The sequence below is a fragment of the Mucilaginibacter lacusdianchii genome (assembly GCF_009770985.1).
GTDB classification, from domain to species: domain Bacteria; phylum Bacteroidota; class Bacteroidia; order Sphingobacteriales; family Sphingobacteriaceae; genus Mucilaginibacter; species Mucilaginibacter lacusdianchii.
The window spans coordinates 883,547-910,508 of sequence record NZ_WSRW01000002.1 but is presented as its reverse complement, the minus strand read 5'-3'; the positions used below and the strand labels follow the sequence as shown (position 1 = coordinate 910,508).

Annotated in this window: 23 protein-coding genes; 19 read left to right on the top strand and 4 right to left on the bottom strand. The window is 44.0% G+C overall.

The genetic code is table 11. The features are described 5' to 3' along the window. Window positions 1-126: 126 nt before the first annotated feature. Together GPM24_RS10890 and hemN are read left to right on the top strand one after the other, a co-directional pair. A complete protein-coding gene (locus GPM24_RS10890) occupies window positions 127-1,173 on the top strand; it encodes a 2-hydroxyacid dehydrogenase (protein WP_233268796.1) in 1,047 nt (348 codons plus the stop codon). A 23-nt stretch (window positions 1,174-1,196) separates the two neighbouring features. Next, complete coding sequence (hemN, locus tag GPM24_RS10885; RefSeq protein ID WP_158826782.1) at window positions 1,197-2,564, top strand: oxygen-independent coproporphyrinogen III oxidase; 1,368 nt, start codon at window positions 1,197-1,199, stop codon at window positions 2,562-2,564. A gap of 98 nt (window positions 2,565-2,662) precedes the next feature. On the opposite strand, the gene GPM24_RS10880 is transcribed toward hemN, so the two are convergent. Both GPM24_RS10880 and GPM24_RS10875 read right to left on the bottom strand, forming a co-directional pair. Further along, entirely contained in the window at window positions 2,663-4,459 is a 1,797-nt protein-coding gene (locus tag GPM24_RS10880) for a hypothetical protein (protein WP_158826781.1), read from the bottom strand. A gap of 75 nt (window positions 4,460-4,534) precedes the next feature. Continuing rightward, window positions 4,535-4,888 (bottom strand): hypothetical protein, encoded by a 354-nt coding sequence (locus GPM24_RS10875; protein ID WP_158826780.1) that lies wholly within the window; start codon window positions 4,886-4,888, stop codon window positions 4,535-4,537. 244 nt (window positions 4,889-5,132) lie between these two features. Between GPM24_RS10875 and GPM24_RS10870 the strand changes: the two genes are divergently transcribed. After that, the gene (locus GPM24_RS10870) at window positions 5,133-6,014 is read left to right on the top strand and encodes a DMT family transporter (RefSeq protein WP_158826779.1); all 882 of its coding nucleotides are present in this window, start codon (window positions 5,133-5,135) and stop codon (window positions 6,012-6,014) included. Window positions 6,015-6,074: 60 nt separating this feature from the next. On the opposite strand, the gene GPM24_RS10865 is transcribed toward GPM24_RS10870, so the two are convergent. Then, window positions 6,075-7,043 (bottom strand): helix-turn-helix domain-containing protein, encoded by a 969-nt coding sequence (locus tag GPM24_RS10865; protein WP_158826778.1) that lies wholly within the window; start codon window positions 7,041-7,043, stop codon window positions 6,075-6,077. Window positions 7,044-7,141: 98 nt separating this feature from the next. Here GPM24_RS10865 and GPM24_RS10860 point away from each other — a divergent pair, with 98 nt between their 5' ends. The 6 genes from GPM24_RS10860 to GPM24_RS10835 all read left to right on the top strand — a co-directional run bounded on the left by GPM24_RS10860 (window position 7,142) and on the right by GPM24_RS10835 (window position 14,589). After that, window positions 7,142-9,394 carry a TonB-dependent receptor gene (locus GPM24_RS10860; protein ID WP_158826777.1) on the top strand — a complete coding sequence of 751 codons (2,253 nt, stop codon included), beginning with the start codon at window positions 7,142-7,144 and terminating at the stop codon, window positions 9,392-9,394. Window positions 9,395-9,425: 31 nt separating this feature from the next. Continuing rightward, complete coding sequence (locus tag GPM24_RS10855) at window positions 9,426-10,793, top strand: HmuY family protein (protein WP_158826776.1); 1,368 nt, start codon at window positions 9,426-9,428, stop codon at window positions 10,791-10,793. A gap of 69 nt (window positions 10,794-10,862) precedes the next feature. Continuing rightward, entirely contained in the window at window positions 10,863-11,720 is an 858-nt protein-coding gene (locus GPM24_RS10850; RefSeq protein WP_158826775.1) for a heme/hemin ABC transporter substrate-binding protein, read from the top strand. After that, on the top strand, window positions 11,720-12,766 hold the full coding sequence (locus tag GPM24_RS10845) for a FecCD family ABC transporter permease (RefSeq protein ID WP_233268795.1): 1,047 nt from the start codon (window positions 11,720-11,722) through the stop codon (window positions 12,764-12,766). The genes GPM24_RS10850 and GPM24_RS10845 overlap by 1 nt, the downstream gene beginning before the upstream one ends. Further along, complete coding sequence (locus tag GPM24_RS10840; protein WP_158826774.1) at window positions 12,763-13,542, top strand: heme ABC transporter ATP-binding protein; 780 nt, start codon at window positions 12,763-12,765, stop codon at window positions 13,540-13,542. The genes GPM24_RS10845 and GPM24_RS10840 overlap by 4 nt, the downstream gene beginning before the upstream one ends. A 24-nt stretch (window positions 13,543-13,566) precedes the next feature. Then, the gene (locus GPM24_RS10835; protein ID WP_158826773.1) at window positions 13,567-14,589 is read left to right on the top strand and encodes a hemin-degrading factor; all 1,023 of its coding nucleotides are present in this window, start codon (window positions 13,567-13,569) and stop codon (window positions 14,587-14,589) included. A 95-nt stretch (window positions 14,590-14,684) separates the two neighbouring features. On the opposite strand, the gene GPM24_RS10830 is transcribed toward GPM24_RS10835, so the two are convergent. Further along, entirely contained in the window at window positions 14,685-15,749 is a 1,065-nt protein-coding gene (locus GPM24_RS10830; protein ID WP_158826772.1) for a COX15/CtaA family protein, read from the bottom strand. A 192-nt stretch (window positions 15,750-15,941) separates the two neighbouring features. Between GPM24_RS10830 and GPM24_RS10825 the strand changes: the two genes are divergently transcribed. The 10 genes from GPM24_RS10825 (at window position 15,942) to GPM24_RS10780 (ending at window position 26,821) form a co-directional block, all read left to right on the top strand. Next, complete coding sequence (locus tag GPM24_RS10825) at window positions 15,942-17,411, top strand: L,D-transpeptidase scaffold domain-containing protein (RefSeq protein ID WP_158826771.1); 1,470 nt, start codon at window positions 15,942-15,944, stop codon at window positions 17,409-17,411. Window positions 17,412-17,438: 27 nt separating this feature from the next. After that, window positions 17,439-18,326 (top strand): universal stress protein, encoded by an 888-nt coding sequence (locus GPM24_RS10820; RefSeq protein ID WP_158826770.1) that lies wholly within the window; start codon window positions 17,439-17,441, stop codon window positions 18,324-18,326. A gap of 95 nt (window positions 18,327-18,421) precedes the next feature. Continuing rightward, complete coding sequence (locus GPM24_RS10815; protein WP_158826769.1) at window positions 18,422-20,809, top strand: heavy metal translocating P-type ATPase; 2,388 nt, start codon at window positions 18,422-18,424, stop codon at window positions 20,807-20,809. Then, a complete protein-coding gene (gene ccoS / locus GPM24_RS10810) occupies window positions 20,806-20,967 on the top strand; it encodes a cbb3-type cytochrome oxidase assembly protein CcoS (protein ID WP_158826768.1) in 162 nt (53 codons plus the stop codon). The genes GPM24_RS10815 and ccoS overlap by 4 nt, the downstream gene beginning before the upstream one ends. A gap of 95 nt (window positions 20,968-21,062) precedes the next feature. Beyond that, window positions 21,063-23,195, top strand: coding sequence for a cytochrome-c oxidase, cbb3-type subunit I (gene ccoN / locus GPM24_RS10805; RefSeq protein ID WP_158826767.1), 2,133 nt, complete (start codon window positions 21,063-21,065; stop codon window positions 23,193-23,195). Window positions 23,196-23,197: 2 nt separating this feature from the next. Continuing rightward, complete coding sequence (locus tag GPM24_RS10800; protein ID WP_158826766.1) at window positions 23,198-23,386, top strand: hypothetical protein; 189 nt, start codon at window positions 23,198-23,200, stop codon at window positions 23,384-23,386. After that, window positions 23,386-24,294, top strand: coding sequence for a cbb3-type cytochrome c oxidase N-terminal domain-containing protein (locus GPM24_RS10795; protein WP_158826765.1), 909 nt, complete (start codon window positions 23,386-23,388; stop codon window positions 24,292-24,294). The genes GPM24_RS10800 and GPM24_RS10795 overlap by 1 nt, the downstream gene beginning before the upstream one ends. Before the next feature lie 36 nt (window positions 24,295-24,330). Next, window positions 24,331-25,710 carry a cytochrome c oxidase accessory protein CcoG gene (gene ccoG, locus GPM24_RS10790; protein WP_369409678.1) on the top strand — a complete coding sequence of 460 codons (1,380 nt, stop codon included), beginning with the start codon at window positions 24,331-24,333 and terminating at the stop codon, window positions 25,708-25,710. Between the two features lie 11 nt (window positions 25,711-25,721). Beyond that, a complete protein-coding gene (locus GPM24_RS10785) occupies window positions 25,722-26,144 on the top strand; it encodes a FixH family protein (protein WP_158826764.1) in 423 nt (140 codons plus the stop codon). Further along, window positions 26,141-26,821: a sulfite exporter TauE/SafE family protein gene (locus GPM24_RS10780; RefSeq protein ID WP_158826763.1), complete on the top strand. Its 681-nt coding sequence runs from the start codon at window positions 26,141-26,143 to the stop codon at window positions 26,819-26,821. The genes GPM24_RS10785 and GPM24_RS10780 overlap by 4 nt, the downstream gene beginning before the upstream one ends. Window positions 26,822-26,962: the final 141 nt, after the last annotated feature.

The following is a 26,962-nucleotide window of genomic DNA, read 5'->3' as shown; positions in this document are numbered from 1 at the left end:
TTTTTGTTGAGCGACTTAATCGGTTCATACTCATCAAAAAATGAAAAACTGATAAAGATCACTTTTTGTACTGACAGCCCTCATGTACCAGATCCGTTAGCCGGGGTACTTTTGTATTGAATTAAAATGCCTTCAGACAAAATGAAAGTGGTCGCTTACAGCATAAAGTCGTTCGAGAAAGAATTTTTGGCTAAGGCCAATCAAAAAAAGCATGATATAACGCTTATATCTAACCCATTAAGCCCCGAAACTGCTATTTACGCAGCAGGCAAAGATGCGGTAGTGGTATTTACTAATGATAACGTATCGGCACAGGTGGTTAACCAGCTGGCCGATTTGGGTATTAAGTACATTGCCACACGGTCTGCCGGAACCGATCATATCGATAAGGAGGCCGCTGCAAAGCGTGGTATTAAACTGGCTAACGTGCCGGTATACTCGCCGCAAGCTATTGCCGAACATACTGTTGCACTAGCTTTATCATTAAGCCGGCAAGTATTAAAGGCCCAAGAGCATAGTTTACATTTCGACTTTAGGCAAGACGAGCTGATAGGCTTCAACTTTTTTGGTAAAACGGTAGGACTGATTGGCTTAGGGCATATTGGACAAGCCACAGCTGCCATTTTTAACGGACTAGGTTGCCGCGTAATTGCTTATGATGCTTCTTTAACTGATAGCTTACCGCATATCGAAATGGTGTCTTTTGATGAACTGCTTCAGCAATCAGATATCGTTTCATTACATGCACCGCTAACTGCCGATACGCACCATATTGTCAATAAAAAAACATTAGCCAAAATGAAAAACGGTGTAATGTTGTTGAATACCTCACGCGGCGGCTTGCTAAATACGCGCGATGTAATTGACGCGCTAAATACTGGTAAAGTGTGCTACTTGGGTATTGATGTTTACGAAAATGAGAAAGGCTTGTTTTTTGAAGATCATGAAAATGATCAAGTAAAAGATGCCGTGCTGGTTGACTTGATGCAACACCCTAACGTTTTGGTAACGCCACATCAGGCCTATTTAACCCGCGAAGCCTTGCAGCAGATAGCCGACCAAACCATCAAAAACCTGGACCAATGGCAAATGAATAAATGTGTAGGCAGTGCCTGTGTGTGTGCGCGTAATTGCCGTAATGTCGAAAATGTTCCAATCCGCCCGGCTGTATAAAGCCGGCTTAAAAGTTCATTGTTATGCAACCCTCTCAAATCCTAATTGATAAATACCACGTGGCCGCGCCACGTTATACCAGCTACCCAACCGTTCCGTACTGGAACACTGATGCCTTTAGTAAACAGGCATGGAAAGAGTCGGTTAAGCTGTCATTTAACCAAAGTAACTCTGCCGATGGTATTAGCCTGTATGTGCATTTGCCTTATTGCGAAAGCTTATGTACTTACTGCGGATGCAATACCCGTATTACCAAAAATCATACAGTTGAGGTGCCTTACATTGAAACGGTTTTAAAGGAATGGGACCTTTACCTCGATGTTTTTGGTGAGAAGCCTGTAATTAGAGAGATACACTTAGGTGGTGGAACGCCTACCTTTTTTAGTTCCAATAATCTGGAAATGCTGATTAATGGCTTACTGGCCAAAGCGGTTGTACACCCAGATGCTGAGTTTAGTTTTGAAGCGCATCCCGATAATACTACTGCCGAACATTTGCAAACCTTGTACAACCTGGGGTTCCGTCGGTTAAGTTTGGGTATACAGGATTTTGATCCGCGTGTTCAGTTTATCATCAATCGTATACAAACCTTTGAACAAGTCAAGGCGGTAACAGAATTGGCACGCCAGGTAGGTTATACCTCGGTAAATTTTGATTTGATTTACGGTTTACCGCTGCAAACCATGGAAGGTTTAGTAGATACCGTACGTATGGTATCAGAACTTATGCCCGACCGTATTGCCTTTTACAGCTATGCCCATGTGCCTTGGATTAAACCTGGTCAGCGCCGTTTTACCGAAAAAGATTTGCCCGATGCTTACGCCAAACGTGCTTTGTATGAAACCGGCCGCCGCTTGTTTACGGCTTTAGGCTACAAAGAAGTGGGTATGGATCACTTTGCCTTACCCGCCGATAGTTTGTGTGCCGCAGAAGAGGCAGGTACGCTGCACCGTAACTTTATGGGTTATACCCATCAGTATACGCAGCTCATGATTGGTTTAGGCGTATCTTCTATCAGTGATACCTGGTACGGCTTTGCGCAGAATGTAAAAAAGGTTGAAGAGTATATTGAGATTGTAAACCAAGGCGAAATACCTGTATTTAAAGGCCATGCACTAACGGAAGAAGATCTAATTATCCGCAGGCATATTCTGGATATTATGTGTAAAGGAGAAACCTGCTGGAATTTACATCAGGAACCATGCGAAGCGCTTTGCGAGGGGCTGGACAGAATGGAGGCGCTGGCCGATGATGGTTTGATAGAATTAAACTCATGGTGCCTTAAGGTTACCCAGCTTGGCAAACGCTTTTTAAGAAACATTTGCATGGCTTTAGATGCACGCCTATGGGCGGATAAACCGGCTACCCAACTGTTTAGCATGGCCGGTTAAAAGATTATTAGTTTTTGGTGTTGTAGTGATATGCCTGTTATTACAGGCATAAAAAAAAGCGGTTTTTAAACCGCTTTTTCTGTTAACTGTCCTAACCGTTAAGCGGTTTGTAAACCGCCGGCTAAAGCATGCAGGTGCGTTTCGGCAACCATAAGATCCGTGTACATTTTGTGCAGGTACTCCTGCGTTTCATTAGTAATTTGCGGCAGCAGGTTTTTGTAGTAGTTAATACCATCCTGCAACTGGTTTTTAAACTTGAGCAAATACTTTTCTTTTTTATCGCTCCAGCCCTTTAAGTGGGTGCTGATGTCTTTGCGCAGGTACTCAACATACAAATTCAGTTCATTAATGAATAAGTTAGGCCGTTGTACATTTTCCAGCAGATTTATCTGTCCGTAAATGTGTTTCACCATTTCCTCCAGCGAATAAGTTCGGGAAAAGAAAGCCAGATTGGGGCCGGGGCATACGGCTACTGCTGTACTTTCGCGAGGTTTAAGCATATCATTTTTGATATATGCAGATGCACATAAACCCTCGCATAAGCATATCTTTTCGGTGATAGTGTTGAACTGTTCCTGATACTCATCGGCGGGTAAAGCCAGCGCCTGCAGTTGGTTAATTTTGTGGTTTTGGTATTCGCGCGAGGCAGTGCAAATAGGTTGCTCAGTAAATTCGGTATTGGTGCATAAAAACTTTTTGGTGCAGGGGCTGCCTGGGCGATTTTTCTCGATACGTTGCAAACGTTGCTGCTCAATGCTGCTGTTTTTAAAGTTGTTGAACAGTACGCCTAGGGGCGAGGCTGCGCTTACATAATAATCGTCTTCGGTAGCTGCGGCCAGGTGTTGCAGTGTATCATCATCTACATTGGTAGCTTCGGGTACCAGTAAAAACGGACTGCCCCAGCCGGTACCGTCCAATTTGTAGTTCTCTAATAAAAAGCGGTCTTCAGGCGCGGTACCTATGCCACCCTGAACACTGATGCGTTGTACTGGTGCCGTAGTGCAATTAATTCCTTTTTCGGCCAATGCTGCGCTGTACATTTTCTGTAATTCATCAGCCATCGCCTGTCGTTTTTGTTTAAACTCTTCTAAAATAGGACCTAACAGTAACCCATCGGTTGCAAAGGCGTGGCCGCCGCAGTTGAGGCCTGATTCTATCCGGAACTCTGCTACCCAAATACCTTTTTTGGCTAAGAATTTTGCTTGGATCAACGCCGAACGGAAATCACTCACTTTTAGAATCACTTTTTTACGCAGGTTCCCGTTACTATCAGGGAAAAAGTCAGGAAATTTTTCCAGATAACTATATAGCTTAGGATTCATACCGGCAGATAAGATAACCGATGATTGCAGATTGCTTTGCGCAAAGCCTCGCAAGGCTGCCAATGCATCGGTATTCTCATCACCGGTGTATTGGCCGTCGGGATCAAAGTTCAGCTTGTCAACCTTCGACATAATGTTTACATCAATAGCGCCTTTTTGTAGGTGTGCACGCAGCAGGTTTTGAAAAGCTTGTTTGCCGGCCTCATCAGGGTATTCCTGCATCAGCTCATATCCCTGTTTTAACTGTGATGTGGGCGGAAGCAGGTCAAAGTACCGTTCCAAATCGTTTTGCTCGCCAAAAGGTAAATGTTTCAGTTTTTCAAACTGCTCATTCAGTAAGTCATTCAGCAAATTCAAATATGCAGTAATGCGCTGCGCTCTGCTGTCGGGCACTCCTTTATAAATGGGTACGTAATCAAGTTGATGTTTTTCAGCATGATGTTTACGCATGCGTTCCAGCAGTTCATCATCTACAATGGAAACGGTAGAAGCAATGCCGTAACGGCCAACTTTTAAAGGCGTATCAACCGAAAAGGCAAGCCCCAGAACAGGGATATGAAAGGTATGACTCATAATTTTATGAATAGAAATGTATGTCAATAAAAAAAGCGGTCACCAAAACCGCTTTTTCATATAAAATTTATATTATTAAATAACAGCAATCAATATCATCAGTACATGAATAGCTACGCTGGCAAAAAATAACATTAATGTGGTACGAATGCCTGCGCCGCCCATGTTGGCAATCAGGTTGGCAAAAAAGCATGCCATGGTAATAGCCAAGACACCAACCGGGGCATCATAATAATACATCAGTACTGCCGGTAACGGTAAAAAGAACACGCCGTGTATCATCAGGTTGATAAAGAACCAAAGGGTGCGGTTACCTTTTTGTGTATCTGCAAATTGTATAAATCTGGTCCAAAGGCTAACGTTGTTGTAAGTTACTTCTTGTTCTTGGATGGTCCAGGTTGCAGGTGCTATAGTTTTTAAAGTTGCCATGATGTTTGTGTTTTATCTTTGTTTGTTGATACAAAGATGCCGTACAAGCGCCACCTGCCACATGATAGGCGTCAGCTCAAAAAATGATCTTAAGCACAATTTAAATTATGGTTTGTAGAATGAATTTAAAGGGATGAAAGCAGTGCTGTAGAGGTACAAACCTTGATCTTATTGCTTTGAAAATAATTTGTTTCAATAACTGCTTGCTTATTATAGTTTTGAAGCACATCAGTAACGCAATTAAATGCTTAAGCAAAACAAAATTATTCCGGGTTTATTATTCGCTGTTCTGTGGGCCACAGGCTCGGTAGCATTCAAAATCGGATTAAGATCAGCAGAAGCACTTACGCTGGCTACTATTAGATTTATTGGTACCGGCCTGCTTTTTGGACCATATTACCTTATTAATAAGAAGTATCGCTTTTGGCCAAGCGTTGCAGAATGGAAGCCAATAGTTTTATACGGTGTTTTGAATACCACCCTTACGTTAGGAGCTTTTTCTGCTGCTCAAAAGTATGCTTCGGCTGGTATCAGTATGCTTTTTATTGCTATTACGCCGTTATTAATTGCGTTGTTAAGCTCCATCTTTTTGAAACGGAAGCTGTTGCGCTTAGAAATAATAGGTATGCTTATCGCTTTTGCCGGATTAGCATCTACATCTGTATTAGATATACCACATGCTCAAATTAAGCCTTTGGGTATTGTGTTGCTATTAGTTTATGTGCTGGCCTATGCATTAAGCAGTATTTACTTTTCAACCCTAAAATTATCCCTGTCTACCCAGGTCTTTAATGTGTGGCAGGTTTTTGTGGGTGGATTGGTACTGTGGCCGTTCTCATTGCTTTTTCATCAAAACCATGTCAAGCACTGGGATATTTCACTGTTTGGAGCTTTGGCTTGGCTGATAGTAGCCCTTTCATTTGTTGCCAACCAGCTTTGGCTGTATCTGGTTAAGCTGGATGCGGTTACTGCGGCCAACTGGCTGTATTTGGTACCGGTGTTGGGCTATGCATATGGCTATATTATTTTAGGCGAACGTATAACCTGGTGGGCAGTTGGTGGAACTGCTTTGGTGATTGCCGGATTAATAATTTCCAAACAAGCCAAAGCTAAAACGGAAAATTAACCAGTGGCTATGACCATCCAAAGTTTGTAAGAATGATGTATGAAACTTATGTTCTGCTCGTTATTTTTTCACCAAACTAGGGAGCTGCTTGTATCTTTTTTTAAACGCTTCAGTAAAATGATGCGCATTTTTATAACCAACAATATCTGCTACTTCACTAACAGTTTGCCCGGCTTGCAGCAGTTCTTTTGCCTTTTGCATGCGTAGCTCGGTTAAGTAACCAAATGCCGTAAAACCATAGGTCGCTTTAAATCCTTTTTTTAGTTTGAACTCGTTTAGTCCGCTTCTTTTGGCAAGTTCGGTTAGCGATAAGGGATTGCGTAAGTTTTCTTCTATAAACTTTTTTACGTGCCTTAGTTTTTCAATATCCTGATTTTCGGCTACTGCTTTTGGCGATGTGCCAGCGCCTAAAGCACTATCCTGAAGTTGATGGGATAGGAGTTCCAGTATTTTAGCTTCCAGGTAAATACGCCTGATGTATGCTGGATGTTGTGCGTGGGTAATCTCGTCTATAATGATTTGCAACTGCTCTGTAATGGGTTGAATGCCGGTTACCAAAACGGATTGTTCGTCAGCTTGTAAGGTGTCATTTAAAATCAATGGGCTTTTCCAAAGCAAATGTTTCATGAAGCGTTTGGTAAGGCATATAATAAACAACCGTGTGGGTTTTTGCACGGCGGTTTGCAAGTTCAGGTTAGTGCAGTACAAACAGTTGTAATGGCCTGCTTTCATATTAAGTAAGTCATTCTGCGTTTGTACGGCGGTAGATAGTTCACCATCCAGTACAAAATTCATCAGCCAGCACGCACCTTCACATTTCATATTCAGCTGACAGCTTTTGTTGGCTTCTATTTCGCTCTGAAAAACGCAGGCACCGTCAAACCATAGTTCGTTAATATAAAAGTTTCCCCAAGGCGCTTTTTGCTTAATCTTACGTTCCTCCAGCTGTTGCAATCCCGAAAATTCCCTGGGGTAATTAAGCTGTAGCGTAAACGTGTTGTGGGTAGGTGATGTAATTGTGATATCCATAATAATCCGTTTCGCGTTGATTAAAATCCGTTTGGCGTTGATATGATCCGGTTACAAACATACACATTTGCGCTATTATTTATAATTAGTCTAAATAAATGAATCTTGTTTGCGCAATCGTCTTTTTCATAACTATCAGTACCTGTATATATGCACAATCGCCTGGTAAAGCATCAGGCAGGGTAGTAAGTGCCGATGGCAAAGCGGTGGCTGGCGCTTGCATTAGCATAAACCATAAAGTGCTTGCGCAAACTAATGACGAAGGGTATTTTAAAATACAACTATTGCCTGGCCGGTATACTGTGGAGATAAGCTATGTAGGCGCCTCAACCCAGTCAAGGATGGTTAACATAACAACCGGTCAGGATTTAATACTAGATAACATCACCTTGCAAGAAAGCGCCATGCAACTGAAAGACGTGGTGGTAACCGGGCAATATGAAGCACAATCATTAAAGAAGTCGGTATACCAGATACGGACTATTACCAATGAACGCATTCGCTTACGTGGTGCTACAACGGTTCAGCAGGTATTGAGTACGGAGCTGGGTATTCAATTTACCAATGATTTGACATTGGGTACTTCAGATATTAACCTAATGGGTATATCGGGTCAGAGGGTTAAGATATTGTTGGATGGCGTGCCGCTGTTGGACAGAGGCGATACGCGCGAAAGCCTGGGGCAGGTAGATATTAATATGATTGATCATATTGAAATTGTAGAAGGCCCCATGTCAGTTATGTATGGTACAGATGCGTTAGGTGGTGTGATTAACTTAATTACCAAAAAGGCAACCTGGGCAGCCAGTTCTTTTACGGCAAGCTTACGTGTGCAGGAAGAAAGTGCCGGTAAGCAATATAACGGCTTTGATGGCAGCGGTACGCATAATCAAAGCTTGAATGTTAAGTGGCAACGTAACAACTTTAATATTGGCGGAACCTTATCACGCAATAATTTTGGTGGCTGGGCCCCGGGCGATGGCTCAAGGGCCTGGCTTCCCAAAAATCAGTTACTGGGCAATTTGAGTGCCGGTTATAATACGCAGCGTTTTAATATATGGTATCGGATTAATGCGGTTGATGAGGATATCATCAGCGATGGATTAATTGTTCCGGCGACCAATACTTCAAAAGATCAGCGCTACATTACGCACCGTTACATGCACGAGTTGCAAGGTAATGCGCGCTTAAATGATAAGCTGAGCTTCAACGCAGCTGCATCTTATACAGACTACAGCCGTCGTACCCAAACTACCGAGCAAAACCATACCACCGGTGAACGTTATCTTACTGCCGTGGCATCCGAACAGGCAGTAGCCAAATTCAATACAACTTTTTTTCGAGGTACGGCTTTGTATAAACTGGCGTCCTGGATATCACTGCAACCTGGTACCGAAATTAACCTGACCAGCAGCACCAGCGACCGTATATCGGGCTCGCCAAACATAAACGACTATGCTTTCTTCGCCTCATCCGAAATTTCATTAAGCAGTTGGGCCAGCATCCGCCCAGGCATCCGGCATATACACAATAGTGTATATGATGCACCGGTTATCCCATCGGTTAATACCAAGTTTTCTTTGTCGCCGGCTTTAGATCTGCGATTGTCTTACGCCCGCGGTTTCAGGGCGCCTTCCTTGCAGGAGTTATATTTTAACTTTCACGATTCCAGTCATTCAATTGACGGTAACCCCAACCTGAAAGCCGAGTATTCCAACAGCTTTAATGGATCACTGGCTTGGCAAGTGCTGAACGAGCAACAAGTAAGGTTCCGTGCTACTATAGGCGGATTTCATAATCGCTTTAACAACTTCATCGAAACCGGCTTTAATCCTCAAAATCCATCTATCACCACTTATCTCAACATCGCCCGTTACAGAACGGTAGGCGGTACCATCGAAAACACATTTAACTATCATAACCTGCAAGCCACACTGGGTTTTTATTATACCGGCCGCTATAACCAACTGAATACCGACGACAGCACCATACCCGATATGAGCTGGACGCCCGAGGTAAACAGCAACATTACGTATGCCATAACCAAGTGGAAAGCCAATGTAAGCCTGTTCTATAAATACACTGGTAAAAAGCCTGGCTACGAATACGCCACCAATACAACCACTATTCGCCGTACCGAAATAAGCGCTTACAACATGGCCGATTTTACCTTGAACAAAACGATTAACCATGCGCTTAGCCTCAGCGGGGGTATCCGTAACCTGTTTGATGTAACCCGTATCAACAATACATCGCAGGATGTGGGCGGTGCACACAGCTCGGGCGGACCGGTTCCGGTGGCGTATGGCCGGTCCTTCTTTTTGGGCTTAAACTATCAATTCCTGAAATAATCAACACTATTACCAAACCCTATAAATTCTCATGAAAAAACTATTATCTATTTTTTGTGTGCTGATGGTTCTGTTTACGGCTTGTAAAGACAGTGATCCACCATTGGCCGATAATCTGGTAAGCTTCCAGACCGATAAACAAGGCTTTACTGCCGACCAAGCCACAGCCGAAATAAAACTGGTGCTAAGCCGTAATACCGATGTAGCTGTACCCGTAACGGTTACCCTGCAAGGTTCAGGCGTAACTTATGGTACACAGTTTACTACAGAACCGGCTGCTGCCAACAACAGCTTAACCGTAACTATTCCGGCGGGAAGCAATTCGGCTTCTATAAAAGTCAATAAAGCGGCCAACCTGTTTCTGAACGGTACGGAATCCATTACGCTTAAAATTGCATCAGCAGGGCAACCTGTTGTAGTAGGTACCACACCGCAAACGCAGCTTAGTTTTTCGTCTATCGTATCAACCGGTACCCAACTTACTTTAGATGGCGGTACAGGCGGCGCATCGGCCATTAACTCTGTATTTGTTGATTTGAGCGCCAACAAGCAAACCAGCATTGCCCGCGAAGATTGGGATCTGGGCTTTTATAGCGGTACCGATTTCAGAGTAATTCTGAACAACACACTGGCCGCTTCGGCCGTGGCCACTACCAAAACCGATATCAATGCCGTATCTGCTGCTGACGTAAACCTTAGCAACCTTGAAGTAGGTTTTGGTAAAGGTACATTCGGTATTATAGATGATATTAATGGTGATCTGACTAAAACCGTCATCCCGGCCATATCGGTAACAGATGCAGATAACAAAGTGTATATCATTAACCGTAAAGGCGGCAGCGGAACTACCTTACCGGCTGCCGATTTAATTAAGATAAGAGTACTGCGCAGCAGCAACAGCGGCTACACGGTACAATATGCCAAAATCAACGAGACTACTTTCCAAACCCTGAGCATTGCTAAAGACAGTCAGTATAACTTCCGCTACATGTCTTTTGCCAAGGGTGCGGTTGAGGTAGAGCCGACCAAAGCTAACTGGGATATTGAATGGACATACAGCATTTACACGGCAGGTACAGTACCATACGCTTTCTCTGATTTAGTGTTTGTCAATCATCATGGTGGCGTACAAACGGCAGAGGTGTTAACCAGTGCGGTTGCCTATGATGCTTATGCGGAAAGTAATATTGCCACCACTATTTTCACCAGTAACCGTAACGCTATCAGTTCAAACTGGCGTGTAACAAGCGGTGGCACCGTAGGTGTGAAAACAGATCGTTTTTATGTAATTAAAGATGCATCGGGCAATGTGTACAAAATGAAATTCATCAGCTTCGGTCCCGATGGTGGTACCCGTGGCTACCCGGTGCTTACTTATGCACTGGTTAAAAAAGCTTAATTACTTGTTCTCGTTCTAAATAGTTGTTCAAAGCTTCCCTGTTTAAGCGGGGAGGCATTTTTAAAATGTATGAAAACTTTGAAAAAATTACTGTTGATGCTGGCTTTGATGATGCCGGCAAGTATATTCATAAGCCAGGCTAATAATAAGCCGCTGTCTGCTCAAAAAATAGTATCGGTTAATGGTACGGTTAGTGAAATTTTGGCTGCTTTAGGCTTAGAAAATAATATTGTAGGTGTAGATGTAACCAGTACATACCCGGCCAGCTTACAAAAAAAGCCAAAGGTTGGACACAATCGTAACCTATCGGCCGAAGGCATATTGGCCTTACAGCCTGATGTGGTAACCGGCCTGGCGGCGGATTTAAAACCTGAACTGACTGAACAGCTTAAAGCTGCAGGAGTTAAGTTGGTGCTGTTTACACAAGAGTATTCACCCAATGGTACCAAAAACCTCATCCGGCAGGTAGCCGCCAGTTTTGGCAATAAAGCCAAAGGCGAAGCCATGATTAAACAATTGGATGCTGACTTAGCGAGTGCTGCTAAAAAGATGCAGGCATCCGGCAAACCCAAAGTGCTGTTTATTTACGCACGAGGTACCGGCACCATGATGGTATCCGGAGAAGGTACGCCACTTGAAAAAGTTATCCAGTTGGCGGGCGGGCAAAATGCTGTTAATGGCTTTAAAGATTACAAACCCCTTACTGCTGAAGCACTGGTACAGGCCGATCCTGACGTGATATTATTATTCAGCAGTGGCATGCAAAGCCTGGGTGGTCCGTCGGGATTGACAAGTGTACAGGGTATTAATCAAACCAAAGCAGGTAAAGCTAAACGCTTTATTACCATGGATGGCGAATTGTTAACTGGTTTCGGTCCGCGTTTAGGTCAGGCAGTGGCCGAGCTGGCGCAAAAAATACGGTCGTAGTGTCTAAGCGTTTTAGTTTGATATTGGTTGCGCTGGCTTTGGTGCTGGTGATAGCAATCATAATCTCGGCTTGCTTAGGAGCGGTTCATATCCGCTTCGGTGAATTCATGTCTATCATGGCTTATCGCTTGGGTATCGATAAGCAAATACATTATCAACCACAGCAGGAAGCGGTATTATTTGCGTTGCGTTTTCCGCGGGTGATGTTAGGTATACTCATTGGTGCTGCGCTGGGTGTATCCGGTGCCGCTATGCAGGGATTGTTCCGTAATCCACTGGCCGAACCGGGACTTATCGGCATCTCGTCGGGCGCCTCACTGTTTGCCGTGATGATGATTGTTTTGGAAGCAGCAGCGTTTAAGCAACTGGAAAGCTACCTGGGCTATTATGCGCTGGCTGTAGCCGCTTTTGCAGGTGCTTGTGTTACAGCTTTTATTGTTTATCGCATTTCGGTTCACAATGGTCGGTCAAACATCACGGCCCTGTTGCTCGGTGGTATTGCCATGAATGCCTTATCGGGTGCGTTTATTGGTTTGATGACCTATATGGCTACAGATGAGCAACTACGTAATATTACCTTTTGGGGATTAGGCAGCTTGGGCGGTGCCACCTGGAAGTCGGTTACCACATTACTGCCGTTTGTGGCTGTTCCGATATTGGCGCTGCCTTTTATGGGCAAATCATTAAATGCCTTTGCATTGGGTGAAGCGCAGGCCCGCCACATGGGAATTAATACCGGCCTAGTTAAAAAAGCAGTGATAGTGCTGGCTACTATGGCTGTTGGTGCATCGGTAGCATTAGCGGGCACCATTGGTTTTATCGGATTAATTATTCCGCATTTAATTCGAATGGGTTTTAGTTCTGACCACCGGTTGCTGATACCGGCTTCGGCCTTGTTGGGTGCATCGGTATTGACACTGGCTGACTTGATTAGTCGCACGATAGTTGCGCCGGCCGAACTGCCATTGGGCATTGTTACCGCTTTGCTTGGGTCGCCGGTATTTGTTTATATCATCATTAGCAAAAAAAGAAGAACAGAGTTATGATTAAAGTTGACGGTGTAAGTTATCAGGCGGGCCGAAGGCTGCTGTTGGATAATGTTAGCATTGAGGTAAAAACAGGTGAATTACTGGCTATCATCGGGGCAAACGGTGCTGGTAAAAGCACATTAATGAAACTGATGAGCGGCGAGCAGAAAGCACATCAGGGTCAGATTTCTTTTGAAGGTACCAACATCAACAAGCTATCACCGGCCGGATTGGCTACCAAGCGGGCGGTGCTTACCCAGCACAATACCGTTTCGGTTTCTTTTACTACTGATGAGATAGTGTTGATGGGCCGTTATCCGCACTTTGAGGTACGTCCGCAGCCCGAAGATATGGAAATTGTAAAAACCGTAATGGACTATACTGGCGTACGCGGTTTGGCTGGACGCGATTATAGCACACTATCTGGCGGCGAACAGCAACGCGTGCAGCTAGCCAGGGTAATTGCCCAGATCTACGATATTCCTAACGCTTACCTTTTTTTAGACGAACCTACCAATGGGCTCGATTTGCTGTACCAGCAACAGATACTGACCACTGCCCGAAATCTGGCTGATAAGGGTTATGGTGTGGTAGCCATATTGCACGACATCAATTTTGCCTCGCGCTTTGCCGACCGGGTTTTAATTTTAAAAGATGGTAAAATACTGGCTTTGGGTACACCGGCCGAAGTAATTAATACACAAAATATTCAACAAGCCTTTCAGGTACAAATGGTACTGTTTAACGCCAATGGCTGCAAATATCCCTTTGTAGTACCTAACGGCGCGTTTTAATGATTTAAACTATTCAATAATACAATGGAAAAAGTAATTACATCAATAAAAGAACAATGGGATGCTTTAAAAGAGCAGCAACCCAAACTACGCATACGCGACGCTGCTAAACAATTAGGCGTAAGCGAAGCCGAACTGGTTAACACCGGCGTAAATAGCCATGTTATTAAACTGGCAGGCGATTTTAAAGAACTATTGAAAGAGGTTGTAACCTTGGGCTATGTAATGGCCCTTACCCGAAATGATTTTTGCGTGCACGAGCGCAAAGGCGTTTATAAAAAGGCTGGCTTTAACGGCCATGTAGGTTTGGTGGTAACGCCTGATATAGACCTGCGTTTGTTTATGACCCACTGGCACTTTGGCTTTGCCGTAAACGAAAACGACCGCTTAAGCCTTCAATTTTTTGACAGCAATGGTGAAGCTGTACATAAAATATACCTGACCGACCAAAGCGACATAGCCGCCTATCATAAGCTGGTACAACAATACCGAGCCGAACAACAAGAAGGTGAATTACCAGTAATTGCTTCTGCTGATAAAACTGTAGAAATACCCGACCACGAAATCGACTTGAAAAGTTTTCACCAGGAATGGATAAACTTGCAGGATACACACGATTTTCATGGCATGCTGCGCAAATACCAGCTTACCCGTACACAGGCGTTACGTTTGGCACCAGAAGGTTATGCACATCAGATAACAGTTGATAATCTGAAAAATGTGTTGCAAAAAGCATCTGAGCAGCTAGCCGAAATTATGGTGTTTACCGGCAGTGCGGGTTGTATACAGATACATACCGGACATGTAAAAAAACTAGTAGAAACTGGTCCGTGGTTTAATGTATTAGATCCGGAATTTAATATGCACCTCCGCCTGGATGGTATCAGCAAACTGTGGTTGGTTAAAAAACCTACAGTAGACGGACTGGTACACAGCATTGAAGCCTATGATGCACAAGGCAACACCATTGTACAGTTTTTTGGCAAGCGCAAACCCGGCATCCCGGAGAGCGAAGCTTGGCGGAGTATCCTGAACGATATACTGTAAGGTTTTGTCTGAAACGTCAAAAAATAAGAGCCTATCAGATTTTCTGATAGGCTCTTTATTTTAAACTGACAAAAAATGACCAGTAAGCTCTTCTGCTAATACGCCTTGTTTCTACTGCTTAAATAATAGCAGGTCAAAAAAACAAGCAGGGTAAGTATGCCTACAAATTGATGGGCTACGGCCAGAGATATGGCATGGTGGAATGGACTGTTTATCAAAGTAACTATACCCAGTATAATTTGAGTAATGATAAGCAACAAGGGTAACCATTTAAGCCGGTTTATCAATGTATATTGAGGTGCTTTATATGCGCTTATAAACCAGATGATAGTAAGCATGCCGATAATATAAGCTAATGAACGATGAATGAACTGGACTGCTAAAGGTTGGTAAATCACATTGTACAAGATAGAATTACTCATCATCTCTTGCGGTATATAAACGCCATTGATATCCGGCCAGGTAGGGGCAAATAGTGCCGCGTGCAAGCCAGCCATAAAGGCACCATAAGTGAGTTGTAATGCAAGCAGTATTAATATTGCTAAAGTTAGGTGTTTGAGTTGCGGTATATAGGCAACCGCTTTTTGAGGTATGCTCATTTTTAGTGTAAACCATAGCAAATATCCGAGTAAGAATAAGGCGCACATAAAATGAACCGCCAGGCGGATATGGCTAACCCTAACATCAGTATCATTTAAACCGCTTTGAACCATTATCCAGCCAATAGCGCCCTGCAAGCCACCTAACAGGAACAAAATTAGCAGGGGTCTTATCATATTTTTACTAATTTGTTTACGAATGATAAACCATATAAACGGAATCAGAAACACCAAGCCCATCAAACGCGCCCATTCCCTGTGCAACCACTCCCAAAAAAAGATGGCCTTATAATCGGCCAGGGTAAAGTGGCTGTTCAGCTTTTTAAATTGCGCAATGTGCTGATACTTTTCAAAACTATCCTGCCATGCCTGTTGGGTAAGCGGCGGCAGGGCGCCCAAAAGCGGTTTCCATTCGGTAATGGATAATCCCGAACCAGTTAAACGGGTAATGCCACCCAGTAAAATCTGAACAAACAGCATAAATAGTCCCAGGCATAGCCAATAAGTAATCAGCCTTTGATTATGTTTATACGTAAAAGGTTGTGGCAGGGAAGCAAACATGTTTTAATCTATGAAACTTAAAAAGGATGCAAGTTGTACTAAATGCCTCAATCAGGGAATGACGATGCTCACTTTTTAGCCTGTCAATACATAAAATTAGCTTCTACTCTTGTTGATAATCACGTCAGAGGATGACGGGCATCACTATTCAATTGATGGTTTAGCCGCACTTTTACACCATCAAAAGTTGTTATGAAAAAGCTGCTAAATTTCTCCGCTTCAAAAAGTTATCTGTATATAGGTGTTTGTGTTTTACTGATGTTATTAAGCTTATGTGCTGAAGCTAAATCAATAAATCATCAAACCAGATTTATTGACGCTGTAAACGATACGGTACCTACTGCTGATATTAAGACCGCTTTAAAGTTGTATCATAATGAGCTGTATTTTCCAAAATCTGTAGCCCGTTTTTACAGCAGCAACAACTTTTCGTGTGTTTGGGTATTGCCCGCAGATAAAGCCGGGCAAACCTGGCAAGCCATGCTGGCGCTCGATTGCGTGCTGCAATATGGATTAAACCATGCCGATTATCATCCCAATGATTTAAAATATGCGCAGTTGCAGCAAATAATGGAAAAGCTGCAAACGGTAAGTAACGCAGATAAAGCCCGCTTTGAAATTATATTGACGGATGCAATGTTAACCTTTATCAATAATCTGCATTACGGCAAGCTAAACCCCGATTTTTCGTCAGCTAAAATCGATGATCCGGCACCATCCGCTTTTAGGGCCGAAACCATTTTACAGGCAGCCCTGTACAGCGCCGATTTAATGAGTGCTGTTACCAGTGTACAACCCCAGTCAATACAGTACATACTTTTGCAAGACCAGCTGCGATTGGCAACCGCCCAATACACCGGCGATTGTTATGAGATACCCGAAGCTACCATTCGTAAAATGGCCGTGAACCTGGAAAGGCTGCGCTGGCTGGGTAATACCGAGAGTACTTTTATACAAGTCAACATCCCATCATATACTTTAAGCTTTTGCAAGCCCGATACCACTTACCAGTTTCGGGTGATAGTAGGCAAGCCTGCAACACTAACCCCAACGCTGCAAAGCGCCATTACTCATTTTACCACCGCACCCGAGTGGAAAGTACCGCAAAAGATTTTTGTGAAAGAATTATTGCCTAAAGCATTAAAAGATACTGCTTATCTGGAAACCAATCATTTTGCAGTATACAATAATAAAGGTGTTTATGTAATACCCAGTAAACAAAACATTGCCAGCATACTTCGTAATGTTAATCAATATTATGCACGGCAATCAGGCGGGTGTGATAATGCCTTGGGGTTGGTGGTGTTCCGGTTTCCGAATACCTATGATGTTTACCTGCACGACACGCCTCAGCAGCAATTGTTCCGAAAAAGAGACCGCGCATTTAGCCACGGCTGTGTGCGGGTAGACCAGGCCGGCAAGCTGGCCGCCTTACTGCTTAAAAATGATGGCGCTACCGGCAAAATAGTTGCCATGCAAAAAGCAATGGCTGCATATCAGAACCAAACCTTCATACTTAAAAATAAAGTTCCGTTAAAAATTACCTATTTCACTTGTGAGGTAAAAGATGCTCTATTGGTTACTTATAAAGATGTTTACCAGCTGGATAACGCGCTGGAACAAGCCTTGTACTATACTGCCCCACAACTGGTGCTTAAATAAAAAGAACCTAATTAACCCCATAACCACATGAAAAAGCTTTTGGTTGCTACCGATTTTTCTACCCCTGCCGAAAATGCGGCGCGTTATGCCTGGCATTTGGCTAAAGGCATTAAAGCCAATGTAGAACTGTTCAACGCATTCAAAATACCTGCGGATGCCACCATGGCTGCTCAGGTTGCCTGGCCGATGCCTGATTTTCAATCGCTTGAAGAAGAGACGATGGCCGAGTTGAAACTTCTGGCCGATAAGCTTGCTGCTAAAGATGAATACACCGCAACTCCGGGCGCTTTTATACCTGCAATTAACTGCGCAAACGAAGTAGGCGGGTTAGCCGATGTAATAAGCGATGAAGTAACCCGTGAGAAAGTTTGTTTGGTGGTAATGGGCATGTCGGGCGCAGGTGCTTTGAGCCGGTTCTTTTTAGGGAGCAACAGTCATGATTTAATTAACCAGGCAATTTTCCCGTTGTTGTTGATACCGGCGTGCGCCCGTTTTAAAGGCATCAAAAAAATTGCCTTGGCTACCGATCTGCATGATACCGATATTGCTGTTATCAATTCACTGGCTACGTTGGCGCAGCATTACCATGCCGAAATCTTATTGTCGCACATTACGGATGATAAGTTTGAGGAACCGGATCAGGACAGGGTCAGAGCCTTCTTGAAAGAGGTAACCTGTAAGGTAAATTATTCCAAAATATATTATCGTCATATCAAAAGTCAGAACGTAGAACAGGGCTTGGAGTGGCTAACTGAACACGGCCATGTAGATATGCTGGCCATGGTACACCGCAAACATAACTGGCTGGAACGCGTGCTTGATGAAAGCTATACCCAGCGCATTGCCCGCCGTATTGATATCCCGCTCATGGTGTTTCCGGATACCGGCAACCGCCACAGCTATACCGCTTTTTAGCCGGAATAGTGATGTAAATCACTTTTCGGGCAAACGCCAGTCATTCCGCAGGGGAGTGATAATGCTCACTTTTGATACATAGTTAATTTACAAATATGGCTATTGATACCATTACACAAAGCACTTGTTACCACTGCGGAAACGACTGTACCGAAGGGCACTACCATTTCGACGAAAAAAGCTTTTGCTGTGTAGGCTGCCGTGGCGTTTACCAGGTGCTATCGCAAAGCGGGTTGTGCAATTATTATACTTACAATGATCATCCCGGCGCTAACCGCGCCCGGCTAGATAAGCGGTTTGAGTACCTGGATGAACCCAAAATTGTTAACGACCTGATTGATTATACCGATGATAAAATCACGGTTGTAACTTTATATATTCCCTACATACATTGCAGTTCCTGCATCTGGTTGCTGGAGCAGCTAAATCGTATCAATCCGGCTATTTATTACAGCCGGATTGATTTTCTGAAAAAGCAGGTCAACGTACGTTTTAGTAACGATGGCATGAACCTGCGCCAGCTGGTTGAACTGTTGTTCGACATTGGTTATGAACCACTCATTAGTTTACAGGACATTGTTAAAAAACAGCTAACCGGACAGAAAGATAACCTGGTGCGCAAAATTGCCGTTGCCGGTTTTTGTTTTGGTAACGTTATGCTCATTAGCTTTCCTGAATATTTAGGTCTGTCGGAATATGAACAAACCTTCCGTCAATTCTTTGGCTGGCTAAACATCCTCTTTTCCTTACCCATGGTGTTTTACAGCGGTACCGAATATTTTGTATCGGCCTGGAACAACCTGCGTAATAAAGTGCTCAACATTGATTTTCCGCTGGCACTGGGTATAGCCGTGCTGTTTATACGTACGGTAGCCGAAATACTGCTGCATACCGGGCCCGGTTTTGCCGACACTTTGTGCGGTTTGGTTTTCTTTTTACTGGTGGGCAAGTTTGTACAGCGCAAAACGTATTATCATATTTCGTTTGAGCGCGATTACCGTTCATTTTTTCCGGTTGCGGTTCAGGTGATGGAAGAGGGCAAAGAAAAGCCATTGCCATTGTCTGAATTAAAAGTGGGCCAGCGTATACGTATTCGTCACAACGAAATTATTCCGGCTGATGCCATTCTGTTACAAGGTGAAGCACTGGTCGATTTTAGCTTTGTAACCGGCGAATCAGTTCCGGTAGCAAAAACATTGGGCGAAGTGGTATATGCAGGCGGCCGCCAAACCGGTGAGGCTTTGGAACTTGAAGTTATCAAACCCGTATCGCAAAGTTACCTCACCCAATTATGGAACAACGAGGCCTTTACCCGTCAGCAGGATAATCGCATGCGAACCTTTAACGAAACAGTGAGCAAATACTTTACTATTGTTTTGCTGGTTGTTGCATTTGGCTCCCTGTTTTTTTGGATGCCTGCAGATATTGGCCGTGGCCTGTCTGCCTTTACGGCGGTGCTAATTGTGGCTTGCCCATGTGCGCTGGCCCTAAGTACACCATTCACCATGTCGGCCGCGCTCAGCATCTTCGACCGCAATTTTTTCTATTTGAAAAATACAGCTGTGGTTGAACAGTTGGCCCGCATCAACACCATTGTACTCGATAAAACAGGCACCATTACTACCGGTGGCAGCAGCAATGCCATTAGCAGGCACGCTGAGTTTACCGACCTGGAAAAACAGATTATTTATACACTGTGCAGCAATTCCAGCCACCCGCTTAGCCGCCAAATTTGCCAGGTAATGGGCGAGCAGCCACGCCTGGCCATTAGTGCCTATAAGGAAATTCCTGGTAAAGGCATTTCGGCTTTTGTAAATAGTCATCAGGTAAAAATTGGAAGTGCGTCTTTTATGCACCATGGGGTAGCGGTAAATTCAGGAACGGAAGTACACATTATGATTGATGATGTTTACTGTGGTGCCTTCATTTTCAAGCAAAGTTTCCGCAACGGATTGAGAGAAATTTTTGGCCTTAAACCACAGTATAAATTTTACCTGCTTTCGGGCGATCAGGATCACGAACGGGCAGCCATGGCCGAGTTTTTTGGCGACGATGGTTACATGCACTTTAAAAAATCCCCGCAGGAGAAGCTGGACTTTATAAAATCCCTGCAACTGGCCGATCGTAAAGTGATGATGATAGGAGATGGGCTGAACGACTCAGGCGCACTAAAGCAAAGCGATTTGGGCGTGGCTATAACTGACGATGTAAATAACTTTTCGCCAGGCAGCGACGCTATTCTGGATGGCAAATCGCTGTGTAAGTTGCCGGCGTTTTTCCGGTTTTCGAAGGATACGGTGAACATCATTCACATATCATTCCTGATATCGCTTACTTATAACCTGATAGGGCTAAGCTATGCCGTAACGGGTAATCTGTCACCTTTAATAGCGGCCATCCTGATGCCTTTAAGTACGGCCACTATTATATCATTCACCAGTATTGCTACGCATGTAGCCGCCAAAAAACGCAAATTATTATGAGCATTATTTATTTCCTCATCGGGTGCAGTATCATTCTGGCGCTCGTTTTTCTGGGTGCCTTTTTTTGGGCCCAGCGCCATGGTCAGCACGATGACTTGTACACGCCGTCTGTGCGTATACTATTAGACGACCAACCAGCAGACGAAACTAAAAAGTGATGAAGGTCAGGTTTTCAGCCAACAGTCATCATTCTGTCAGCAAAGCCGCTCAGCTACTTTTGCATCATACATAAGAATTACCAACTAATTAATTTATGCAACCCGAAAAATTTTACTACGACAACAAAATTGTGCGCAACTTCGGGATAGCCACCATCGTCTGGGGCATTATAGGCATGACGGTGGGACTATTGGTTGCCATACAATTGTACAAACCCGGTGCTAACTTGGGCAATCAGTACACCACCTTTGGCCGCATCAGGCCGCTGCATACCAATGCGGTTATTTTTGCCTTTGTGGGCAATGCCATTTTTATGGGCGTTTACTACTCTTTACAACGCCTGCTCAAGGCCCGCATGTTTAGCGATGTGCTTAGCAAAATCCATTTCTGGGGCTGGCAGCTCATTATTGTTTCGGCTGTTATTACCCTGCCTTTGGGCTTTACCACCTCACACGAATACGCCGAGCTGGAATGGCCTATTGATATTGCTATTACCTTAATATGGGTGGTGTTTGGTGTAAACATGTTTGGTACCATATTTAAGCGCCGCGAACGGCACTTGTATGTGGCCATATGGTTTTACATTGCCACGTTTGTTACCATTGCCGTATTGCACATTGTAAACTCATTCGAGTTACCTATATCTGGTCTAAAAAGCTACTATCTGTTTGCCGGTGTGCAAGATGCGCTGGTACAATGGTGGTACGGACACAATGCGGTTGCGTTCTTTTTAACCACGCCGTATCTGGGTATGATGTACTACTTTTTGCCTAAAATGGCTAACCGCCCGGTGTACTCTTATAAACTAAGTATTCTGCACTTTTGGGCGCTGATATTCATCTACATCTGGGCTGGTCCGCACCATTTGTTGTATACCACTTTACCAAGCTGGGCACAATCATTAGGCGTAGTATTTTCTATTATGCTGATTGCACCAAGCTGGGGTGGTATGATTAACGGCTTGCTTACCCTGCGTGGCGCCTGGGATAAAGTGCGCGATGATGTGGTGCTTAAGTTTATGGTGGTAGGTTTAACCGCCTACGGTATGGCCACTTTTGAAGGCCCTATGCTATCACTAAAACAAGTAAATGCCATTGGACACTTTACCGATTGGATTGTAGCGCACGTACACGTTGGTGCACTGGGTTGGAACGGCTTTTTAACCTTCGCTGTTTTATACTGGTTGATACCACGCATTTACAAAACCAACCTGTACTCTAAAAAGATGGCTGCTTTCCACTTCTGGATCGGTACGCTGGGTATTTTATTCTATGCCATCCCAATGTATTGGGCCGGCTTTACCCAAGGCTTGATGCTGAAAGAGTTTACTGCCGAAGGTATGCTGAAATACCCAAGCTTTTTGGAAACTACCATGCGTATTTTGCCTATGCACGTTATGCGCTCTGTAGGTGGCGGTTTGTATCTGGTGGGTGTTATTGTAATGGCTTATAACCTGGCTAAAACCATGTTACAAGGCAGCCTGGTAAGCAATGAAGCAGCTGAAGCCTTGCCATTGGAACCGGTATATGTAAAACAAAATACCGATATCTGGCACAAAGTAATTGAGCGTAAACCAATCCGTTTGATGGTGCTGTCATTACTGGTAATCCTGATAGGTACTTTCATCGAGTTGATGCCAACCATGACCATCTCTTCAAACGTGCCTACCATTGCCAGCGTAAAACCTTACACGCCGCTGGAGTTGCAAGGCCGTGATATCTACATCCGCGAAGGTTGTGTTAACTGTCACTCACAAACGGTGCGTCCGTTCCGTTCAGAAACCGAACGTTATGGCGATTACAGTAAAGCAGGCGAGTTTGTGTACGATCACCCGTTCTTGTGGGGCTCAAAACGTACCGGCCCCGATTTGCACCGCGAAGGTGGTAAATACGGCAATGCATGGCACTACAATCACCTGATGGATCCACGTCTAATGTCGCCAGGCAGTATCATGCCAAATTACGACTGGTTGATTTCTCAGGAGTTGGATACCACTACCACTGCCGCTAAAATAGACGCTATGCGCAAATTAGGTGTGCCATACGCAGCTGGTTACGCACAAAAAGCTAATGGCGATCTGGATAAACAAGCCCAAGGCATTGCCGAAAACTTGTCTAAAGACCATATCAAGGTAAAACCGAATAAAGAGATCGTAGCCATCATTGCTTACCTGCAACGCTTGGGTACCGATATTAAAGCCAATAAAACAGCCAATAACAATCAATAATTATGTTTAAGCAGTTTACCGAAAATATATCAGGCAACCAGGTTTACCTGATCACCTCACTGGCCATATTTCTGCTGTTCTTCATCGTGGTAAGTATTATGCTCATCCGTTCGCGCAAAGATCACAACGATTACATGAGCGACATGCCATTGCACGACAGTTTTGTTAAACCCGATACTACCTTATCCTGATGAAAAGATTAAAATTTATGCTGATATGCTTGGTTGTACTTGCTGTACAACCAGCATTTGCAGCCGACGATAGCCTGGTGCCCAACGACGTGAAAAATTACATAGGCTATGGCGCTATTATGCTGGTGTTGCTGCTGGTGCTATTGGCCATGGTGGTTTTGCTGCGGGCATTTAAAGCACTTACCAAAGTGCTGATGACACGCGAAGAATACGCCGCCATGGAAGCAGAACAGAAAGCGGCCAAAGTGAAAAAGCCAAAAGCAGAAGTAATAAACAAGCTGCTGTCACTAAAGCCGTTATCTGAAGAAAAATCAATACTGATTGAGCACGATTTTGACGGTATTCAAGAATTGGATAACCCTACACCGGCCTGGTTTATGGGCCTGTTTTATATCACCATTGTGTTTGCGGTAGCTTATATACTTGGTTATCACGTGTTGGGAATAGGGCAGTTGCAGGATCAGGAATATGTGACAGAGATGAAAATTGCCGCTAAAGAAAAAGAAGCTTATTTAGCCAAAGCGGCTAACCGGGTTGACGAAAGTACCGTTACTGTATCAACCGATCCTGCAGTGCTGGCTTCTGGTCAGGCTGTTTTCAAAGCCAGTTGTATGCCTTGCCACGGCGATAAAGGTCAGGGCGTAGTTGGCCCTAACCTTACTGATGATTACTGGCTGCATGGTGGTAAAATTGCAGATGTATTTAAAACTATTAAATACGGTGTAACGGCCAAAGGCATGCCTACGTGGGAAAAACAGCTATCACCTAAGCAAATAGCCGACGTTGCCAGCTTTATTAAATCATTACACGGTACCAACCCGCCGGGCGCTAAAGAGCCACAAGGCGACAAAGAAACCGACGACGCTACCAGCAGCGCTGCTAAAACCGCTATGGTGGTTAGCAAATAAACAATATACCCTTAATTATAAGCTATCTGAATAGCCATGATGATATCTGAAACGAGCAAGCCGGATACCGTGCAGACCGAAAAGCGTAAATGGTTGTATCCGCTTGTTCGCAAGGGTAAATTTTATCAATACCGTACCTGGTTAAGTTACTTTTACCTCATTCTTTTTTTTGCCGGTCCGTACTTACGCATCAACGGCAACCCAATTTTTTTATTCAATGTTGTTGAACGCCGCTTTGTAATACTGGGGCAGGTGTTTTGGCCGCAAGATTTCTTTTTGTTTGTGCTGGGCATGCTGGCTTTTGTAGTGGGCATAGTGCTGTTTACTATTGCTTTTGGTCGCATTTTTTGTGGCTGGATATGCCCGCAAACCATTTTTATGGAAATGGTTTTCCGCAAAATTGAGATATGGATTGAGGGCGATGCCAAGCAACGCCGCAAGCTGGATGAAGGGCCGCTGACTAATGAAAAAATTCTGAAAAAGGCCAGCAAGCATTTGATATTTGTTGTCTTGTCGTTTGTTATTGCCAATACCTTTTTGGCTTATGTAATTGGCAGCGAAAGCCTGTTGAAAATCATTACCGAACCGGTAACACAACATATATCAGGCTTTATCAGTATCTGTATTTTTACCGCTGCTTTCTATTTGGTTTATAGTCAGGCACGCGAAATTGTTTGTACGGTAATTTGTCCGTACGGCCGTTTACAAGGTGTATTAACAGATAAACACACGCTTATGGTAGCCTATAATTATCTGCGCGGCGAACCGCGTGGCAAGCGCTCAAGGCAGCAAACCAAAGCGCCAAAAGGTGATTGTGTGGATTGCGGCTTGTGTGTAGATGTTTGCCCAACAGGTATTGATATTCGTAAAGGGCCGCAGTTGGAGTGTATCAACTGTACCGCCTGTATTGATGCCTGCAACCAGGTAATGGAAAAAATAAACCGGGAACTTAACCTTATTGGCTTTTACTCTGAAGAAACCATAGAGAAAAAGACTAAGCCAAAGTTTACCGCCCGTATGGCAGGTTACAGTAGTGTAATGGTAGTCTTGTTTGGCGTATTAGCTTACTTTGTTCTACAGCGCAGCGACATTGACTTAACGGTATTGCGCTCGGCAGGTTTATTATACCAGGAGCAACCGGGCGGCTACATCAGCAATATTTACAATGCTGATATTATTAACAAAACCAACCAGTCGCAGCATATTAACCTGGTAGCTGATGATCCATCTATCAAAATCAAGTATATACAGACACCGGGTACACTGGCTAAAGAAGAATCAACCAAAATTACGTTCTTTTTACTGGTGCCAGCTACCAGTATTCATAACGCCAAAACAGATATCAAGCTAAACGTGGTGCAAGGCAACAAAATACTAGGCTCTGCCAATACCACCTTCATCGGACCGATTAATTAAGATTAAACTATATGAACTGGGGAAAATCAATCATTGCGGGCATGGCCACTTTTATGCTGTTTATCATAGGCATGGGTGTGTATATGGTGAGCCGGCCAACAGACGATTATGATAAACAGTACTACGAAAAAGGCTTGGCCTTTGATAAAGAATACACCCGCGAAAAACAGGTGGTTACCGATAAGGCACAACCGCTTATTAGCTTTGCAGGCAAAGAAATGGTCGTAAAATTCACAGAGCCTGCCGATGGCGTTTTGAAGTTTAAACGCTCATCAGACCGCCACATGGATAAAACCTTTACTATTGAAAGCAATGCCGATAACACCATGCGTATACCTTTAGCACAACTGGCAGCAGGCCAATGGTTACTGCACTTTGAGTGGGTAAGCCACCAAAAAGCTTACCAATACGAACAGGAAGTTTATTTACAATGAGCAGCAACGAAATAGCTTTTTTTATAGGCCTGTTTGGCAGCGTACATTGCATAGGCATGTGCGGGCCGCTGGCTTTTGCTGTTCCGGTAAATGGCGGCGGCACGTGGTTGCTAGTTTGGGATAAGCTGGTTTACAACATGGGCCGTACCATTAGCTATACGTTTTTAGGGCTATTAATCGGCTTAATTGGCAAACAGCTGTGGTTGGCAGGCTTGCAGCAATGGGTAAGTATTTTAAGCGGGATATTAATCATTGCGGCAGCCGCAACCAGGCTGTTTAAGCTATCGGTAGGTAAAGGGCAAATGGCAGCTAAATTGCTGGCTCCGTTTAACCGTTTGTTGGGTTATGCCTTAACCCGCCGCTCAGGTCATTTAATTGTAGGTATGCTGAATGGCTTTTTACCCTGCGGTTTTGTTTATCTGGCGCTGGTAGGAGCAGTAAATACTACCAGTGCTGTAAGTGCGGCGCAGTATATGTTTTGGTTCGGAACAGGTACTTTACCATTAATGCTTGTTGCTACTGTTAGTTCTGGTTTCGCCGGGCCGGTTTTACGGCGCAAATTTAATTACGTTATTCCTTATTTTATGCTGTGCCTGGGCCTGTGGTTTGTACTTAGGGGCTTGGGTGTTACCTATCTTCATTCTTCATTTGGTATTGAGCAGGGCGTGTGCCGGTAATTCAAATACGATAACTCTATTAAATGATAAGGCTATTATGTCCTCATTGCGTAGGCCAGATGTAAAAAATTTATTTCATTGAACTTTGCTATATACGTTGTACCTTAACGTTAACAAAGTCGTCTGCTTTTGGATAGTTGC

What these genes read in the sequence shown, in the direction of transcription:
- ccoS (WP_158826768.1), top strand. Translation starts at nt 20,806, where the DNA reads ATGAGCATTATTTATTTCCTCATCGGGTGCAGTATCATTCTGGCGCTC.
- GPM24_RS10850 (WP_158826775.1), top strand. Translation starts at nt 10,863, where the DNA reads ATGAAAACTTTGAAAAAATTACTGTTGATGCTGGCTTTGATGATGCCG.
- GPM24_RS10825 (WP_158826771.1), top strand. Translation starts at nt 15,942, where the DNA reads ATGAAAAAGCTGCTAAATTTCTCCGCTTCAAAAAGTTATCTGTATATA.
- hemN (WP_158826782.1), top strand. Translation starts at nt 1,197, where the DNA reads ATGCAACCCTCTCAAATCCTAATTGATAAATACCACGTGGCCGCGCCA.
- GPM24_RS10780 (WP_158826763.1), top strand. Translation starts at nt 26,141, where the DNA reads ATGAGCAGCAACGAAATAGCTTTTTTTATAGGCCTGTTTGGCAGCGTA.
- GPM24_RS10880 (WP_158826781.1), bottom strand. Translation starts at nt 4,459, where the DNA reads ATGAGTCATACCTTTCATATCCCTGTTCTGGGGCTTGCCTTTTCGGTT.
- GPM24_RS10820 (WP_158826770.1), top strand. Translation starts at nt 17,439, where the DNA reads ATGAAAAAGCTTTTGGTTGCTACCGATTTTTCTACCCCTGCCGAAAAT.
- GPM24_RS10890 (WP_233268796.1), top strand. Translation starts at nt 127, where the DNA reads ATGCCTTCAGACAAAATGAAAGTGGTCGCTTACAGCATAAAGTCGTTC.
- ccoN (WP_158826767.1), top strand. Translation starts at nt 21,063, where the DNA reads ATGCAACCCGAAAAATTTTACTACGACAACAAAATTGTGCGCAACTTC.
- GPM24_RS10865 (WP_158826778.1), bottom strand. Translation starts at nt 7,043, where the DNA reads ATGGATATCACAATTACATCACCTACCCACAACACGTTTACGCTACAG.
- GPM24_RS10860 (WP_158826777.1), top strand. Translation starts at nt 7,142, where the DNA reads ATGAATCTTGTTTGCGCAATCGTCTTTTTCATAACTATCAGTACCTGT.
- ccoG (WP_369409678.1), top strand. Translation starts at nt 24,331, where the DNA reads ATGATGATATCTGAAACGAGCAAGCCGGATACCGTGCAGACCGAAAAG.
- GPM24_RS10835 (WP_158826773.1), top strand. Translation starts at nt 13,567, where the DNA reads ATGGAAAAAGTAATTACATCAATAAAAGAACAATGGGATGCTTTAAAA.
- GPM24_RS10800 (WP_158826766.1), top strand. Translation starts at nt 23,198, where the DNA reads ATGTTTAAGCAGTTTACCGAAAATATATCAGGCAACCAGGTTTACCTG.
- GPM24_RS10870 (WP_158826779.1), top strand. Translation starts at nt 5,133, where the DNA reads ATGCTTAAGCAAAACAAAATTATTCCGGGTTTATTATTCGCTGTTCTG.
- GPM24_RS10875 (WP_158826780.1), bottom strand. Translation starts at nt 4,888, where the DNA reads ATGGCAACTTTAAAAACTATAGCACCTGCAACCTGGACCATCCAAGAA.
- GPM24_RS10785 (WP_158826764.1), top strand. Translation starts at nt 25,722, where the DNA reads ATGAACTGGGGAAAATCAATCATTGCGGGCATGGCCACTTTTATGCTG.
- GPM24_RS10855 (WP_158826776.1), top strand. Translation starts at nt 9,426, where the DNA reads ATGAAAAAACTATTATCTATTTTTTGTGTGCTGATGGTTCTGTTTACG.
- GPM24_RS10815 (WP_158826769.1), top strand. Translation starts at nt 18,422, where the DNA reads ATGGCTATTGATACCATTACACAAAGCACTTGTTACCACTGCGGAAAC.
- GPM24_RS10795 (WP_158826765.1), top strand. Translation starts at nt 23,386, where the DNA reads ATGAAAAGATTAAAATTTATGCTGATATGCTTGGTTGTACTTGCTGTA.
- GPM24_RS10830 (WP_158826772.1), bottom strand. Translation starts at nt 15,749, where the DNA reads ATGTTTGCTTCCCTGCCACAACCTTTTACGTATAAACATAATCAAAGG.
- GPM24_RS10840 (WP_158826774.1), top strand. Translation starts at nt 12,763, where the DNA reads ATGATTAAAGTTGACGGTGTAAGTTATCAGGCGGGCCGAAGGCTGCTG.